Origin of the sequence: Streptococcus sp. LYSM12, assembly GCF_004569635.1 — a bacterium.
In the GTDB taxonomy this organism is placed as follows: domain Bacteria; phylum Bacillota; class Bacilli; order Lactobacillales; family Streptococcaceae; genus Streptococcus.
The window spans coordinates 1-16,887 of record NZ_SPOZ01000006.1 but is presented as its reverse complement, the minus strand read 5'-3'; the positions used below and the strand labels follow the sequence as shown (position 1 = coordinate 16,887).

The 16,887-nt window shown below is 42.8% G+C and carries 13 protein-coding genes and 1 pseudogene; all 14 read right to left on the bottom strand.

Annotated elements, in window-relative coordinates; genetic code table 11:
• Window positions 1-166 precede the first annotated feature (166 nt).
• Window positions 167-628, bottom strand: a complete 462-nt coding sequence (locus tag E4T79_RS02820; RefSeq protein ID WP_135027413.1) for a hypothetical protein — start codon at window positions 626-628, stop codon at window positions 167-169.
• A 4-nt stretch (window positions 629-632) separates the two neighbouring features.
• Window positions 633-2,525, bottom strand: coding sequence for an RHS repeat-associated core domain-containing protein (locus tag E4T79_RS02815; RefSeq protein WP_245168031.1), 1,893 nt, complete (start codon window positions 2,523-2,525; stop codon window positions 633-635).
• Between the two features lie 39 nt (window positions 2,526-2,564).
• Complete coding sequence (locus E4T79_RS11275; RefSeq protein ID WP_228063771.1) at window positions 2,565-3,038, bottom strand: hypothetical protein; 474 nt, start codon at window positions 3,036-3,038, stop codon at window positions 2,565-2,567.
• A 60-nt stretch (window positions 3,039-3,098) separates the two neighbouring features.
• Window positions 3,099-3,461, bottom strand: coding sequence for a hypothetical protein (locus E4T79_RS02810; protein ID WP_135027410.1), 363 nt, complete (start codon window positions 3,459-3,461; stop codon window positions 3,099-3,101).
• 9 nt (window positions 3,462-3,470) lie between these two features.
• Window positions 3,471-4,316, bottom strand: a complete 846-nt coding sequence (locus E4T79_RS02805; protein WP_135027406.1) for a hypothetical protein — start codon at window positions 4,314-4,316, stop codon at window positions 3,471-3,473.
• A 340-nt stretch (window positions 4,317-4,656) separates the two neighbouring features.
• Window positions 4,657-5,034: a hypothetical protein gene (locus E4T79_RS02800; RefSeq protein WP_167752607.1), complete on the bottom strand. Its 378-nt coding sequence runs from the start codon at window positions 5,032-5,034 to the stop codon at window positions 4,657-4,659.
• Window positions 5,027-7,144, bottom strand: a complete 2,118-nt coding sequence (locus E4T79_RS02795) for an RHS repeat-associated core domain-containing protein (RefSeq protein WP_228063770.1) — start codon at window positions 7,142-7,144, stop codon at window positions 5,027-5,029. The genes E4T79_RS02800 and E4T79_RS02795 overlap by 8 nt, the downstream gene beginning before the upstream one ends.
• 836 nt (window positions 7,145-7,980) lie before the next feature.
• Window positions 7,981-8,448 (bottom strand): SMI1/KNR4 family protein, encoded by a 468-nt coding sequence (locus tag E4T79_RS02790; protein ID WP_135027400.1) that lies wholly within the window; start codon window positions 8,446-8,448, stop codon window positions 7,981-7,983.
• Window positions 8,449-8,476: 28 nt separating this feature from the next.
• Window positions 8,477-9,127, bottom strand: a pseudogene (locus tag E4T79_RS11505) (HNH/ENDO VII family nuclease).
• Window positions 9,128-9,460: 333 nt separating this feature from the next.
• Window positions 9,461-9,715 carry a hypothetical protein gene (locus tag E4T79_RS02775; RefSeq protein ID WP_135027395.1) on the bottom strand — a complete coding sequence of 85 codons (255 nt, stop codon included), beginning with the start codon at window positions 9,713-9,715 and terminating at the stop codon, window positions 9,461-9,463.
• An 11-nt stretch (window positions 9,716-9,726) separates the two neighbouring features.
• Window positions 9,727-12,063 (bottom strand): RHS repeat-associated core domain-containing protein, encoded by a 2,337-nt coding sequence (locus E4T79_RS02770; protein WP_228063769.1) that lies wholly within the window; start codon window positions 12,061-12,063, stop codon window positions 9,727-9,729.
• Window positions 12,064-12,588: 525 nt separating this feature from the next.
• A complete protein-coding gene (locus E4T79_RS02765) occupies window positions 12,589-12,837 on the bottom strand; it encodes a hypothetical protein (RefSeq protein ID WP_135027391.1) in 249 nt (82 codons plus the stop codon).
• Window positions 12,838-12,857: 20 nt separating this feature from the next.
• On the bottom strand, window positions 12,858-13,064 hold the full coding sequence (locus E4T79_RS02760; protein WP_135027388.1) for a hypothetical protein: 207 nt from the start codon (window positions 13,062-13,064) through the stop codon (window positions 12,858-12,860).
• Window position 13,065: 1 nt separating this feature from the next.
• Window positions 13,066-16,887: RHS repeat-associated core domain-containing protein (locus tag E4T79_RS02755; protein WP_194183771.1), on the bottom strand; the 3,822-nt coding region annotated here is incomplete at its 5' end.

Genomic DNA, 16,887 nt, shown 5'->3' with positions numbered 1-16,887 from the left:
TTGGAGAAGTATAGGGAGATTTCTTCTTCTCCTCGCGTTTGAAGAGTTGATAGGTATGCTTGCCCTCTTTACGGTTGGCGGTAAATACTCGGTTATCATCCCCATCATAGAGGGTGCCATCAGGACAGACCTTTAGACGATATTACTTAAGTTCCCAACCCAAATTTTATAGTTTCATTACCACCATTTTTCCATTCGGATATGCTCCCTCATATCCAACAGGAATGTACCCCGATTTATAAATATTATACATTTCTTCATAAAATTGAAATGAAAAACCATATTCTTGTTGAATGGACTTATATATAATAACATTTCCCATATCAAAACCAATACTTATGACTGTTTCCTCTGAAAAAAACTGAGTTCTTAAAAAATCTTTTATCGAACTAGAAAATTCCTCTCGATAATGGCGAGCAAACTGATTCCAGCCTTTAGCACTCTCAGGAGAATACGATAACTTGAATTGAAACAACATATCATTTCTTAAATCTAAACAAAAATTTTCCCATTCAATTGAATTAATTCTTTTTTCTCCCTCCTTTCTTGAAACTTGAATAATCAATAACTCAGTTTCCTCTCTTTGTTCTTTTAAACTTTTCAATATACTTGCTATTATTTTATCCATTATACTACTTTCTAGGTAGGTTTAATCTACCAGGTAACTGTATTTCACTACTCTCGTCTAAACCATAGTATCTTTGCTCTACTTTAACCGATGACATAATCTCGTTAATTTGACTATCTTGTAATCCAGCATTACGCAGGGACTTTTCTGTTGCAATATTATAATCATTAACTGTTGGAATTTCAAATTCTAGTTCTCCACCTTTTCTATACTGATTATAAAAATCTTCCATACTAGCATGAGCATTATAATGAGGACTACCGATATCTTTTCTTATATTCCCAATCAATGGAACAGTCACACCATCATTATAACTGTAATTTGGAACGGTCTTCTTCATCATAGCTCCTTGATTAATATGATGTGCCTGATAATCGGTGCCTTTTAGTGCTTTAGTCTGATTTTTATATGTTCCTGCTTGAACATTAACTCTCGATACTTCAAGTCTCGGTGTATCTGTTCTTGCATCATTTAGTACTTTCTGCGAGGAGGACTTAGCCGGCGTTATATCTCTAACTGGTCTCTGATGTATATAGTCCGCATCTAACACTTCACCTGTCGTTGGTTTAGCTGTATTCACATCCGCCTTAGGGGCTTTCTTAGGAGATACACTACCTGCTCCATTGCTTACAAGATTATAAGCAAAATTCATGGCTACTGTTTGACCAGTAAGCTGATTGCCTGTTGCGACATCAAGACCTGTGTCAATAGCTGTTTCAATACCAGCTTCAACACCAACCTTGGCTACTTGACGGACTGCCTGATTGCTAATATTCTGTGTCACACTGGTCGCAATACCTGAGCCTGCTCCCATCAATGAGCCACCCGCAAAACCAGTAATCGCTCCTAAGCCTGTGCCTTTTCCAATCGCTCCTGCTAGTGCCCAGCCGCGTTGTCCAGAGCTGTAAGCATCGTAGCCAGAGATAATCGCTCCTGAGGCAGCTCCTCCAATCGCCATAGCGATTGGGGCTCCCAATCCGCCTGTTGCTATCGTGAGGGCAACACCCACACCAATAGCACCTGCTGTAACAGCTACCTTCTTCCAGTCAATCTTCTTAGCAGCTTTCACAATTTGCTTGCCAACTCGCTTGGCTGTTGTACACACATGCTTCAAGGTCTTGGCAAGGGCAGCACCCCAGTTCCGAAGAAGGTTCTTCCCTTCTCGACTCTTCGGTGTGCCTTTCATACCAGTTGCTTGGGCATACTCATTTTGAACAGCTTGTTGACGCTGGGCTTGAACTTGAGCCTGCACTTGCTGGTGCTGGGCTTGGGTATAGCTACTTGCACTATGATAGACCTGTTGGCCTGCTTGGTACACCCTGTTAACTTGATTGCCAAACCAATTTGTGACATTATTCCACTGCTGACTTACCCACTGCTTGGCTTGATTCACCTTGTTACCAACCCAACTAGCTGCTGTGTTATAGGCGCTCTTAACGGAATTCCATGTATTCGTCGCAACTCGTTTAACGGTATTCCAAGTCTTACTTGCCGCTTTCTTCACACCGTTCCAAGCGTTGCTTGCCGCCCTCTTAATGCTCTTCCAGAAGTGTCCACTTGGGTCTGTGTAGTTGACTGGGTTATTATGGACATAGGCATAGCGGTTCTGACTGAGGGGATCCCCCAGTTCACCTTGGTAGCTATCCTCAGTTAAGAAAGTCCCAGCCCTTCTATCATAGTAGCGGGCTCTGAGGTAGTCAAGTCCCGTGATGTCCCGTGCTTCCCCATTGTAGGCAAATGGATTGCCTGTTTCATCTGTTGACTGCTTGGTTAATCCGTAAAGACTATAGCTGCTTGAAGCAACTGCTACTCCGTCCTTGGTCAAGCCAGTCACAGAACCAGACTGGTTGCTTAGATAGTTGTAATGGTCGCCCGTTTCATTATTGAGGTAGGACACTCTACCCTGTCCGTAGGTGTAAGTCTCACGGGCTTTTAGCTACCGGTCATAGGTCTGGAGAACCTCGGTATGTGCCCGATTGACATCATTGACATAGTTGCGCTCTTCGTAATAATTGAATGTGTCCTCCCGTGTGGTATAAGGGATAAGAACTTCCTTGACTTGACTGGCATAGGTCACGTCGCCCTCACCAGGAAGATTTCCTAGGTCTGGTGGGTTGACCACCAGTCCCTCACTACCCGCCCTGTCTTTCGCCACTTTCTGGTGGTAGGCGGTGGATACATCGTCAAAGATATCGTGCCAGATGGTCCCGATAGTTTGTGGCAAGGTAGAGAGCGACTGTAGAACGTTCTGACTAAAGCCATACCAGAAGAGGCTATGTTCCTCCCCATTTGGGGCAGTGTAAGGAGATTTCTTCTTCTCCTCGCGTTTGAAGAGCTGATAGGTATGCTTGCCCTCCTTGCGGCTGGCGGTAAATACCCTATTATCGTCCCCATCATAGAGAGCCGCCATCAGAAGGCCCTCCTTATCCTTGACCGCAAGGAGACTGTTCCTTATCCGTATCGTACTTTACTACCACAAATCAACTCTTGAAGTAATAAACTGAATGTACTCTCCTCTTTTAATTTCTTCGGGTATTCCCTCAATATCATGAATTTGTATTTTACCTATTTGAACAATTCCTTTAATACCATCAATAAGGCGAGCAACAAAAAAATATTTACCATTTCCCATATGATTGACTACATATTCTGTTTTCTGACTTCGCATAAGGTTAGAATGCTCAAAAACTGAAAGTATGCCGTTTATTTCCTCGCCTTTCTCTTGATAAAAAGGATGTGAAAAACACATAATTTCATAATTACCATCTGTAACTATGACATCTGCTTCTCCAATTTCTTTACTTATCCAAATAATTTCCTTTATTCTAGGCATTTCTTCCTCCTATGGAGTTACTTCAAAACTTGGTGATTTTTTCAAAATCTGTTTTGCATATTTCACGTGATAGGTTGTGATATTACCGGTAGCTCTATCTAAACCAACAAAAGCATATTTTGTAGATTTTCCGCTCCCTCCTATCTTCGTGACATAACCGTTCATCTCTGGAATATAGGTTCCTTTTTGTATAATATTATTTGCATCCTTTAAATACTGTTCCATAGTATAATTAGGCTCATTAAGAACATTCGCGAGTTGTTTACCATGTTTATTATAATGAATCTCTAACTCGCCAGGCTTAAACGTTTTTAGACTACCTGTTGCTACATCCTCAACACTATCAACAGCATTCCCCGCTTTAGAACCAGTAATATTGGAAATCGCCCTGCCAGCTAGACCAAAGAGGACATTAGCTACGACATTGCCCGCAAAATTACTAGCTAACTCATCTAGACTAATATTCTCACCATTTAATCCTGAAACAATGGTATCAAGAGCGGTTTCTCCTGTCCCATCCACAAGAGCTTGACCTAGAAGAGTTTCAGCCCCTATCTTTGTACCAAGCTTACCTAAGGCATAGCCTGAGGCAGCTCCTATAAAGGTCTTGCCAATAATATGAGCGAGCGATTCTTGTCTATGGATACTTGTTAAACCTGCATTCACTCCGCCATAAGTTGCTAGGGTATAAACAGGATTCTTCGTAATTAGTCCAACAATGCCAGCAGCTAGAATAGCTCCTGCTTTTGAACTCTCTTCAGTTCCCACATAAGTTGGGGCATAACGATGTTGCCAAAGGAGAGCCAAAAAAGCTGTAGAATCGCCTTGATTAGCCCGTCGAATAGCTTCAGACAATTCTTTATCAGAAAGTTTTTTATCGACGTTCTGCTTCCCTTTCGATGGAGCAGAAACATTCGGCTGATAGCGGGAGCTTGAGCCAGAGGGACCATCCCAGCTGGCAACGCCTCCACCTCCAATGCTAACTGGTGTACTGCTTTTGTCTTTCGCCTTGGTTATACTTTACTATGACAAACTGGATAATTCCCGTGATGATGTCAAAAACACCTATGGAGTTATCCGGCGGAGAGCTAGGCAAGGGAGAAGTTTTCAAAATCCTCGCTGACTAGCTCAAGCGCTAACAGCACCACAGAATACATTCTAACATAAGCTTAGTTCCCCGTCTTTGTAAGCTGTATTAGGTTTGGTACTTAATATTATCAAGTGGGATACTTGAATAATCTTCAATATCAAATCCTGCTGCATCAAAAATTTCAAGTTCATCTACATAGCCATCAACTACATGTAATAAAAATTCTATGGGTCTATATCCTTTAAAATCATCTATATACACTAACATCGTAATAGGTACTCGTTCTGGGAAAGGATAGCGTATTCTTGTAAAAGTTCCTAGCTTAATCGAAGCGAATCCTCTTGCTATTTCCTCCGAAACAACATATGCATTAGATAATTGCTCAGTAATAATTTTTTTACCTTTAAAATCAGCCTTGAGCATTAATTTAATCCATTTTTTTTCTAAAGAATATAGTTCTCTCATTTCTATTTCCTCACTCATTTTTAGGAATATATGTCCCAATATTAATTCTTCCATCCCCCAAATTATAAGGCCTGTATTCTACAATTTGCCCATTTACATTAATTTTAACTCTAGGAGATTCTCCTATCTTTGGAGGATTTTTAGAAACATGTTCAGCAATAGCGTTCTCCACATCCGAAACATCTATATTAGGGATATCTTCAAAATGTCTTGCCCCATGACCAAATGTTATCGTCTTGTCTCCTTTGATAATAGTTGAGGTTGTTCCTCCGCCTCCTTTAGGCGCTTTATATCCCTCTGATACATCCCCAACATCATCAACTGCATTTCCCATTTTGGAGCCAGTAACATTAGATATCACCCTGCCAGCTAGACCAAAGAGGACATTAGCTACGACATTGCCCGCAAAATTACTAGCTAACTCATCTAGACTAATATTCTCACCATTTAATCCTGAAACAATGGTATCAAGAGCGGTTTCTCCTGTCCCATCCACAAGAGCTTGACCTAGAAGAGTTTCAGCCCCTATCTTTGTACCAAGCTTACCTAAGGCATAGCCTGAGGCAGCTCCTATAAAGGTCTTGCCAATAATATGAGCGAGCGATTCTTGTCTATGGATACTTGTTAAACCTGCATTCACTCCGCCATAAGTTGCTAGGGTATAAACAGGATTCTTCGTAATTAGTCCAACAATGCCAGCAGCTAGAATAGCTCCTGCTTTTGAACCCTCTTCAGTTCCCACATAAGTTGGGGCATAACGATGTTGCCAAAGGAGAGCCGAAAGAGCTGTAGAATCGCCTTGATTAGCCCGTCGAATAGCTTCAGACAATTCTTTATCAGAAAGTTTTTTCTCGACGTTCTGCTTCCCTTTCGATGGAGCAGAAACATTCGGCTGATAGCGGGAGCTTGAGCCAGATGGACCATCCCAGCTGGCAACACCTCCTAGATTTACTCCATAACTGGCAACACCTCCAAAGCTAACTGGTGTACTGCCTTTATCTTTCGCCTTGGTGGTCTTTGGATTACAGACATGCCGTATCGTTTCTTCTAAGGCTTTCGTCCAGTTGCGGTGAATATTCTGGGCTTCTCTCGTCTTAGAGCTATCCCAATTATGGGTTGATTGTCCTGATTGGACAGCTTGCTCATATGCACTAGGTGGTGGCGCAAGGACGGCATTGGTATAAGCTTGACTTACTGTCGCAAATGGAGTAGAGCCATACCCTATTGGAGAACGTGACGGAGCTAGAGAATCTCGTAAAATATCTGGAAGAGGATCATAGGTGTATCCCCTAGTATCTTTGATAAAACGTTTCTGCGCCTCTATCAGCCCCCGAGCTTTGCGGGAATCCGCAATAATAAGTTGTTGGTCAACAATAGAGGTACCGCTAGGGAAAATCGGATAAAGGGTTTCCGCTTTCCTTGTTGGTTTTGTCTTGTTTGCCCGTTTTCGGACATGCCCACTCGGGTCGGTGTAATTCACCGGATTATTATGGACATAGCTGTAGCGGTTCTGACTGAGGGGATCTGTTGCTTGACCCGCATAGCTATCCTCGGTTAAGAACGTCCCAGCCCTGCTATCATAGTATCTTGCACGCAGGTAATCAAGTCCTGTGATGTCCCTTGCTTCCCCATTGTAGGCAAATGGATTGCCTGTAGTGTCTGTACTATTCTTGGTTGAGCCATAAAGACTATAGCTGCTTGAAGCAACTGCTACTCCGTCCTTGGTCAAGCCAGTCACAGATCCTGCTTGGTTGCTTAGGTAGTGATAGTGGTCTCCTGTTTCATGATTGAAATAGGATTCTCGTCCCTGTCCGTAGGTGTAGGTCTCACGGGCTTTTAGCTCCCGGTCATAGGTCTGGAGAACTTCGGTATGTGCCCGATTGACATCATTGACATAGTTGCGTTCCTCATAATAGTTGAATGTGTCCTCCCGTGTGGTGTAAGGGATAAGAACCTCTTTCACTTGAGAAGCGTAGGTCACCTCACCCTCACCAGGGAGGTTTCCTAAGTCTGGCGGGTTGATGAGAAGCCCCTCATCATTGGCCCTGTCCTTAGCCACTTTCTTGTGGTAAGCAGTAGAAACATCGTCAAAAATCTCATGCCAGATAGTACCAACGGTCTGTGGCAAGGTAGAGAGCGACTGTAGAATGTTCTGACTAAAGCCATACCAGAAGAGGCTGTGCTCCTCCCCATTTGGAGAAGTATAAGGAGATTTCCTCTTCTCCTCACGTTTGAAGAGTTGATAGGTATGCTTGCCCTCTTTACGGCTAGCGGGGATACTCTATAAAAATGAAACTCTGACAAGGCAATAAAACCGCAGGTAGAACTGAGGTTCAGCAAGATGAAGTAACGACGTCAGAGTTTGATTTTTGACGAGTATAAAGACTCGGTTGTCATCCCCATCGTAAAGAGCCGCCATCAGAAGACCATCCTTATCCTTGACCGCCAAAAGACGGTTCTCCGTGTCTTAGATGTAGTCTAACTTCTCATCATGCTTTTTACACGAGATGCGGTTACCGTTCTTGTCATAAGGCAAACTCGCCTGTCATTCCTTGTCATCAACTACTAATGGTCTTAGCCTTAAAAAAACTTTAGTATGAGCATAATGAACACCAGTTCCTAACCATTCTATCATGGCATTCTGTAACTAATAAAAATTTGTTTATGACCTATTTTTTATCCTGTTTTACGAATAAATAAGTAAGCCAATCTTTACTCCCTTGTTGTACTTTAATAACAAACTAAGTAATTCCCGTGGTGATGTCAAAAACACCTATGGAGTTTCCTCCATAGGTGGGCGGGGAGCTAGGAAAGAGAGGACGGAAAACGATACATCATATCCAGCGTTTTCAAAGTCCTCAATAACTAGCTCAAGTGCTTACAACACCACGGAACATCATGCTAATCCTTAATTTTATTACTATTATAAAGCAAACACTATATAATCACTTACAACAAATTTTTCTATTTTATCGTCAATTCTCTAGTAACAATATCCAAAAGAAAATCACCAAAATTATCATATACTACTTCATATTTGTAATCGTTTCTACTTGATATAAATGATACAATTGTAGGTTCTCCATTTAAATTTAACTGATTGTAATCGAAACAAAATAGTTCTCCATTACCTGATGCATAAACTATTACTAAGTGCTTAGGAAAATCTATTTCTTTTCTTTCTAATAGAGTTAACCAGACTGAGTCAGGTACACCAGAGTTTAAAAAGTCTTCCCTAAAAACACCATAAATCTCTGAAGAACCAAAATTACCAGCTCCAAAGTTTCTAATAAAATCCCGATAATCTTTGGGATATGTTACCCCCAATGTTCTCTCTGCTAGCTCTATAATATGATTAGAGCATTTACCAAAATAATCCATCATATCTATATTTTCAATAATCAACAATTTTGCTTTTTCATAATTATTCATTTTATTTTTTCTCTCTCTTTAACCCGTATTACGGAATGAAATCATTTGCTCTATTCTTCCAATAGCTACCTCGCCATTTACCAAATTCACTACGATTAATTCCCGAAGGTATTCCTCCTGTATTAATATGAATAGCACTATAATTACTACTATGGAAAGTTTTGGTTACTTCAGCTATTGAACCACTTTATCTTTGGGTCATATGATGCAATTCCATTGATCTCCCGTCATATCCTATAGGAACTAAACCTTTTTGCATACGTTCAACATTAGTTCTACCAAAACTATCAGTCAGGTTCGGATCTATCAAGTCATCTCGTTGATAAACCTTGTTGCCATTAAACCCTACATCATTTGTCCAATATTTCCTATTTTGACTATAATCTGGTTTAGGGGTTGATACATTAGAGCCAGAATTACCTAATTTCGGTTTATCAATATTAACATTCGCCTTAGACGCTTTCTTGGTTGATACACTGCCTGCCCCGTTGCTCACGAGGTTATAAGCAAAATTCATAGCTACTGTTTGACCAGCAATCTTATTCCCCGTTGCTAAATCGAGACCTGTATCAATCGCTGTTTCAATACCAGCTTCGACACCAGCCTTGGCTACTTGACGGACTGCCTGATTGCTAATATTCTGTGTCACACTGGTCGCAATACCAGAGCCTGCTCCCATCAATGAGCCACCCACAAAACCAGTAATCGCTCCTGCTAATGCCCAACCACGTTTGCCAGAGCTGTAGGCATCATAACCAGATATGATAGCCCCTGAGGCAGCTCCTCCAATCGCCATAGCGATTGGGGCTCCCAATCCGCCTGTTGCTATCGTGAGGGCAACACCCACACCATTAGCACCTACTGTAAAGCTACCTTCTTCCAGTCAATCTTCTTGGCATAGTTCGCTATTGGTCTCCTGACCGTCCTTCGTTTCAAGACTTTTAATCTTATTCTCAGCTAAGTCTTAGTTGTAACTAATTCTGTCCTTGTAACAATACTATACTGATAGTCTCTAGTGCTTTCCTTTTTTAATTTCTTCCTCTATTTTTTCCAAATATGTGATGATGGGACTTTCAAAATCCATTGTAGCATCTACAAAGCATCTTACTAAAGAGGGAACATCCAGTACAACATCTCCATCTTTTTCTAAAACTCTTGTCATTAATTCATGTATGTCTTTAATAATCCCTGAAAATTTTAATTGTTTTGAATAATTCGTATTTAAAATAGACATAATTTCATTTGCATAATCTTGAAGTTTTGTCATCGTCTCTCCAATCAATTTGGTACTAAGTGAATATCAGTTATCCATTCTAAAGGCCAATCCTTAGGTAACAAAATTTGGTCGGCACCTCCTTTTAAGATAGTTCCCGTGGAAGTGATTTTTTGAGGAGCAACTTGCCCAATATTAAGAACTTCGCCTTTTGGGACTCGAATTTCTGCCTCATACATTCTCGAGTTCTTCCACTCAGGCTTCAAAGCGGTATCAATTTTCGCTTGAATTCTATTTTGAGCTGGTGTTGTTGTAGCGAATGCACCTGATGCATCTGCATTCCCACCAAATGTCCGGTATAGAATCACATCTTCATCCGTAATAACAGTACGATAATTTCCATTTGTAAAAGTCTCTGTTAAACTCTTAGGCAATTCTTTATGAGCAATGGGTATCACTTGATTATCTATTTTTGTTCTAAAGTCTTCCACTTTAGGCTTTCTTGTATTAATTTCTACCTTAGGCGCTTTCTTTGTTGATACACTACTTGCCCCGTTGCTCACGAGGTTATAGGCAAAATTCATGGCTACTGTTTGACCAGCAATCTTATTCCCCGTTGCTAAATCGAGACCTGTATCAATCGCTGTTTCAATACCAGCTTCGACACCAGCCTTGGCTACTTGACGGACTGCCTGATTGCTAATATTCTGTGTCACACTGGTCGCAATACCAGAGCCTGCTCCCATCAATGAGCCACCCGCAAAACCAGTAATCGCTCCTAAGCCTGCGCCTTTTCCAATCGCTCCTGCTAGTGCCCAACCGCGTTGTCCTGAACTGTACGCGTCATAACCAGATATGATAGCCCCTGAGGCAGCTCCTCCAATCGCCATAGCGATTGGGGCTCCCAATCCGCCTGTTGCTACAGTGAGGGCAATGCCCACACCAATCGCTCCTGCTGTGACTGCTACTTTCTTCCAATCAACTTTCTTCAAGGACTTCATGGTCTGCTTACCGACACGCTCGGCTGTCTGACACACATGAGTGTAAGTCTCTTTCAGAGCTTTGCCCCAGTTTCTTAAAAGGTTCGCTGCTTCACGGGTTTTAGGAGTACCATAGTGTCCGGTTGATTGTGCATACTCATGTCGAATCTGCTGCTGACGATATCGGACCGCTTGAGCATGGGCTTGAGCTCTAACTTGTGATTCCTGTTGCTGAATATACTGATAAGCGGAAGCTGTTGGAACATAGGTTGGGACATAAGTGTAACTATACACACCTGTCTGCTGCTGACGGATTTGATGAGCCTTATTTTCAGGTGTATTAGGCGCATAGAGGGTGCCATTCTCATAGTTAATCAGTGGTCTTGGTTGAGTATATCGAGGTTTCCCACCACCTAAAAACATGGTAAACGGAGAAGAAGCGACATGTCCACTCGGGTCGGTGTAATTCACCGGATTGTTATGGACATAGGCATAGCGGTTCTGACTGAGGGGGTCTGTTGCTTGACCCGCATAGCTATCCTCGGTTAAGAACGTCCCAGCCCTGCTATCATAGTATCTTGCACGCAGATAGTCAAGACCTGTGATGTCCCTTGCTTCCCCATTGTAGGCAAATGGATTGCCTGTTTCATCTGTTGACTGCTTGGTTAATCCGTAAAGACTATAGCTGCTTGAAGCAACTGCTACTCCGTCCTTGGTCAAGCCAGTCACAGATCCTGCTTGGTTGCTTAGGTAGTGATAGTGGTCTCCTGTTTCATGGTTGAGGTAGGACACTCTACCCTGTCCATAGGTATAGGTCTCACGGGCTTTTAGCTCCCGGTCATAGGTCTGGAGAACTTCGGTATGTGCCCGATTGACATCATTGACATAGTTGCGTTCCTCATAATAGTTGAATGTGTCTTCTCTCGTGGTGTAAGGGATAAGAACCTCCTTGACTTGGCTAGCATAGGTCACATCACCCTCACCAGGGACATTTCCTAGGTCTGGTGGGTTGATGACAAGCCCCTCACTATCCGCCCTGTCTTTCGCCACTTTCTGGTGGTAGGCGGTGGAGACGTCCTCAAAGAGGTCATGCCAGATAGTCCCAACGGTCTGTGGGAAGCTTGAGAGTGCCTGAAGCACATTCTGACTAAAGCCATACCAGAAGAGGCTGTGCTCCTCCCCATTTGGAGAAGTATAAGGAGATTTCTTCTTCTCCTCGCGTTTGAAGAGTTGATAGGTATGCTTGCCCTCTTTACGGCTGGCGGTAAATACCCTATTATCATCCCCATCATAGAGAGCCGCCATCAAAAGACCATCCTTGTCCTTGACCGCAAGCAGACGGTTCTCCGTGTCGTATAGGTAGTCTAGCTTCTCATCATGCTTTTTAGACGAGATGCAGTTGCCGTTCTTATCATAAAGCAAACTCGTCTGTCATCCCTTGTCATCAACTACTAATGAATGGTCTTAGCCTTAAAAAACTTTAGTATGAGCATAATGAACACCAGTTCCTAACCATTCTATCATGGCATTCCGCAACTAATAAAAATTTATTTATGACCTATTTTTACCCTGTTTTGCGAATAAATAAGTAAGTCAATCTTTATTCCCTTGTTGTACTTTAACATAACAACTTCGGCGATTCTAATGGTGATGTCAAAAACACCTATGGAGTTATCCTCCATAGATGGGCGGGGAGCTAGGCAAGAGAGGACGGAAAACGCGTAAATACCTCTTAGCGTTTTCAAAGTCCTCTCTGACTAGCTCAAGTGCCTACAGCACCATGGAAATACACTTATATTAATATTTATATTCTAAAAGCTAACATCTAGTCTATTTTAATCATAAAAGTCCATTTGTTGCATTTCAAATAATTATTCCAACCTATCACTCCCATATTACAATCCTCAAAATACCTTCTTAGTATATTAGAAAAAATAATAGTATACACTACTTCCATTCAGATATTATTCTTTTATAATACTCATTTAATCTTAATAACTCTAGTTCTAACTCATCATCAAAATTCCATGAATCTATTATTATCCTAGGGTATGTCGGAAAAAACGGTACTCTTGTATCAAAAGATGCCATCATCAACTGTATTTCAGACGCTATTAAATCTATTTCAGCACCATTCTCAATTTCTTTTTTGGGTAATAATTTTGAAATGAGATTTGCTGCTTGTTTTTCAAACATTTCTATTTTACCCCTTAATATCATCCAAAATAGAAAAATAAATCTTTGCAAAAGTTTAAGTCCGCCTCTGTAAAGTCTTGAATTTTATGTTCATCTAAGCTATATAATACTCCCCTTACTGACTGTGCTACTCGAGCTTGTTCCAACAGTTGTTCTCGAATTTTAGCATCACCAATGTAGCGATTAATAATCTCAAATAACCTATGTTCTACATCTTCATATTCCATTTTAGTCTCCTATTATATCTAACTTATCAAAGTTAATTATTGAATCTGTTTTTAATTGCGGGTATCCGCCCTTACCGTGTTGAGGATAGTATGAAGTAAGCGGTTCTAATAATTTTCCAGTATCTCCAGCTTCCCTAGGAACATATACTTTATCTATTATTTGTAAAGTATTAAACTCACCTCGTAATTTTGCATTACTCCAAGTGGGTGAAATTTGATATGCGTCTTGTACTTGTTTTGCTGAATCAAACTTTTCAAAACCTATGTAACCACCAGGAGCTTGCATTGATTTCATTGTTTGAATTGTATGTTTAGAATCCATATATCGATAACCAGTCGCCGGTAAAGTAGTTCCATTTGGAGTAACATAAAAATCTGTTGTTTGTGGTTTTGCAATGGTCACGTTTCCAGCTTTAGACTTGTTAGTAGGTACATCCGCTTTGACAGTTCTAGCTGATACCCCCTCTGAAACCGCATTAAGTACAAGATTGGTTCCAATACTAGCTGGTGTAACATTGCCACCTGTCGCAGAATCCACAAGGGTGTCCACTACCGTTTCAGAAGCAGTGTCCGCCCCATAACGGAGTAGAGGATTAGAAAGACCTGCGGTGCTACCTGTAAGGACACTGCCGAAACCTCCCGTCAAGCCTCCTGAAGTAAAGCCATTCACAGCTCCATTCCAAGTATTCTTGGCAATGGTCTTAGAACCTCTATTGAATAGAGAGCCCTCTACCAAGCCATAAGTTGCTCCACCTGCTGCTCCACTCACAGCTCCTATTCCTACTCCAATCGCAAGCGTTGTCCCCAACCCTACTGTTCCCAGTGCTAATGCGGAAGAACTAACTCCCAACATTCCTGCAATCACCGGGGCTGCTGCTCCTGCTGTCACCACTGTTACGGCTACGGCTGCTACGGTAGCTGTTGCAACAATCGCTACTTTCTTCCAATCAACTTTCTTCAAGGACTTCATGGTCTGCTTACCGACACGCTCGGCTGTCTGACACACATGAGTGTAGGTCTCTTTCAGAGCCTTGCCCCAGTTTCTTAAAAGGTTCGCTGCTTCACGGGTTTTAGGAGTACCATAGTGTCCGGTTGATTGTGCATACTCATTTCGAATCTGCTGCTGACGATACCGGACCGCTTGAGCATGGGCTTGAGCTCTAACTTGTGATTCCTGTTGCTGAATATACTGATAAGCGGAAGCTGTTGGAACATAGGTTGGGACATAAGTGTAACTATACACACCTGTCTGTTGCTGACGGATTTGATGAGCCTTATTTTCAGGTGTATTAGGCGCATAGAGGGTGCCATTCTCATAGTTAATCAGTGGTCTTGGTTGAGTATATCGAGGTTTCCCACCACCTAAAAACATGGTAAACGGAGAAGAAGCGACATGCCCACTTGGATCAGTATAGTTAACAGGATTATTGTGGACATAGCTGTAGCGGTTCTGACTGAGGGGGTCTGTTGCTTGACCCGCATAGCTATCCTCGGTTAAGAAAATGCCAGCCCTGCTATCATAATATCTTGCACGCAGGTAGTCAAGACCTGTGATGTCCCTTGCTTCCCCATTGTAGGCAAATGGATTGCCTGTTTCATCTGTTGACTGCTTGGTAGAACCGTAAAGAGTGTAGCTGGTGGAGGCTACTGCTTCTCCCTCCTTGGTCAAACCTGTCACAGAACCAGACTGGTTGGCCAGATAGTTGTAATGGTCGCCTGTTTCATGATTCAGGTAAGACGTTCTACCCTGTCCATAGGTATAGGTCTCACTGGCTTTCAGCTCACGGTCATAGGTCTGAAGAACTTCGGTATGTGCCCGATTGACATCATTGACATAGTTGCGTTCCTCATAATAGTTGAATGTGTCTTCTCTCGTGGTGTAAGGGATAAGAACTTCCTTGACTTGGCTGGCATAGGTCACATCACCCTCACCAGAGAGTTTTCCTAAATCTGGCGGGTTGATGACAAGCCCCTCCTCATTGGCTCTGTCTTTCACCACTTTCTTGTGGTAGGCAGTAGAAACATCGTCAAAAATCTCATGCCAGATAGTCCCGATAGTTTGTGGCAAGGTAGAGAGCGACTGTAGAACGTTCTGACTAAAGCCATACCAGAAGAGGCTATGTTCCTCCCCATTTGGAGAAGTATAGGGAGATTTCTTCTTCTCCTCGCGTTTGAAGAGTGGATAGGTATGTTGGCCCTCTTTACGGCTGGCGGTAAAGACTCGATTGTCATCCCCATCATAAAGAGCCGCCATCAAAAGACCCTCCTTATCCTTGACCGCAAGCAGACGGTTCTCCGTGTCGTAGAGGTAGTCTAACTTCTCATCCTTCTTCTTAGAAGAAATCCGGTTGCCGTTCTTATCGTAAGTGTAGGTGGTCACACCGTCCTTGTTCTCCAACTTGATCAGACGGTTGTTATCATCGTAGCTAAAGGTGGTCTTGTCTTCCTTACCATCGGTGGCTTCGGTGCTGGTCAGCTTGTTTCCAGCCAGGTCATAGGTATAGGTGAGAGTGGACAGTTCTTTTCCTGCCTTGTCGGAGACCGTCATGGTCTCTACTTGTCCCAGGCTATCATAGCTGTAGGCTTGAATAATGGTTTCGCCGTCCTGTGTGATGGTTTCCTTGGTGATGTAGCTGCCATCGTCGTACTCATAGGCATAGCTAGAAATCAGCTTGTTCTTCTTGTCCACATGACGGAGTTCGGTCACACGGTGTGCCTTGTCATAGGTCAAGAAGCTCTTGGTCCCATCCCCACGTTTGACTTCGGTTATATCCCCTGCTTCGTTGTAGGTATAGGTCGTTTTGAGCCCGTTGACATCCGTCACAGAGGTCAAGCGGTCCAGCTCGTCATAGGTGTAGGAAACGGTGCTTCCGTCTGGATAGGTCATCTGACGGATATTGCCAAAGTCATCATAGTCGTACTGAATAAGACTGCCATCGCCCTGACGAACACCGGTGATTTCACCCTCCAGGTTGGTCTCGTAATGAGTAGTCCCTGTCAGATCACTCATAGACACACGGCGGCCGTCCGCATCATAGGTATAGAGGACTTGACCGTCTTCTTTCTTAGAATAGTCTACGGTGAGCAGTTGATCCAGCTTGTTGTAGTCATAGGTGATGGTCTCTCCATCGGCTTTGGTGACTTTCTCAAGCTGGTGATTGATGTTGTAGCTGTAGGTTTCCTTGTCGCCAAGAGCAGTCATCCGCTCAATGACATTGGAGAGTTGGTCATAGGTGTAGGTCGTGACCTTACCATTGCCGTTGGTAATAGAAGTGACATTGCCCACACTATCATAGGTATAGGTGGAGGTTGACGCCTGGTTCCCTGACCCTTGAGTGGCTGAAATCAACTGGTCTTTCAGGTCATAGCTATAGCTCTTGATGCGCTCACTACCAGATAAGACACTGGTTAGATTCCCATTGCCGTCATAGGTCCTGGTGGCTTGACCACCCGCTTCATTCATGACCTTGGTCACATGGTTGTCATGGTCATAGCTGTAGAGGTTGAGTTGACCTGCGGTATCACTCTCACTGGTCAAGCGATTAAGGGCATCATAGGTCCGCTTGGTCACTTGCCCCAGGGGATTGGTTTCCTCGAGGAGGTTGCCATTGGGGTCGTAGCTATAACTGGTCTCCCGCTTGCCGTTGATAGTTCGCTTGGTTACTTGACCGACTGGGTCATAGTGGGAAGCAAGCGCTCGACCGGTCGGACTGGTAATGGTCTTAAGCTGGTCGAGAGTTGTATAGTTAAAGGTTGTGGTCGCGCCTGACGGACTGGTCAGTTTCTCAAGGTTACCTGCTTCGTCGTAGCTATACTTGGTTTC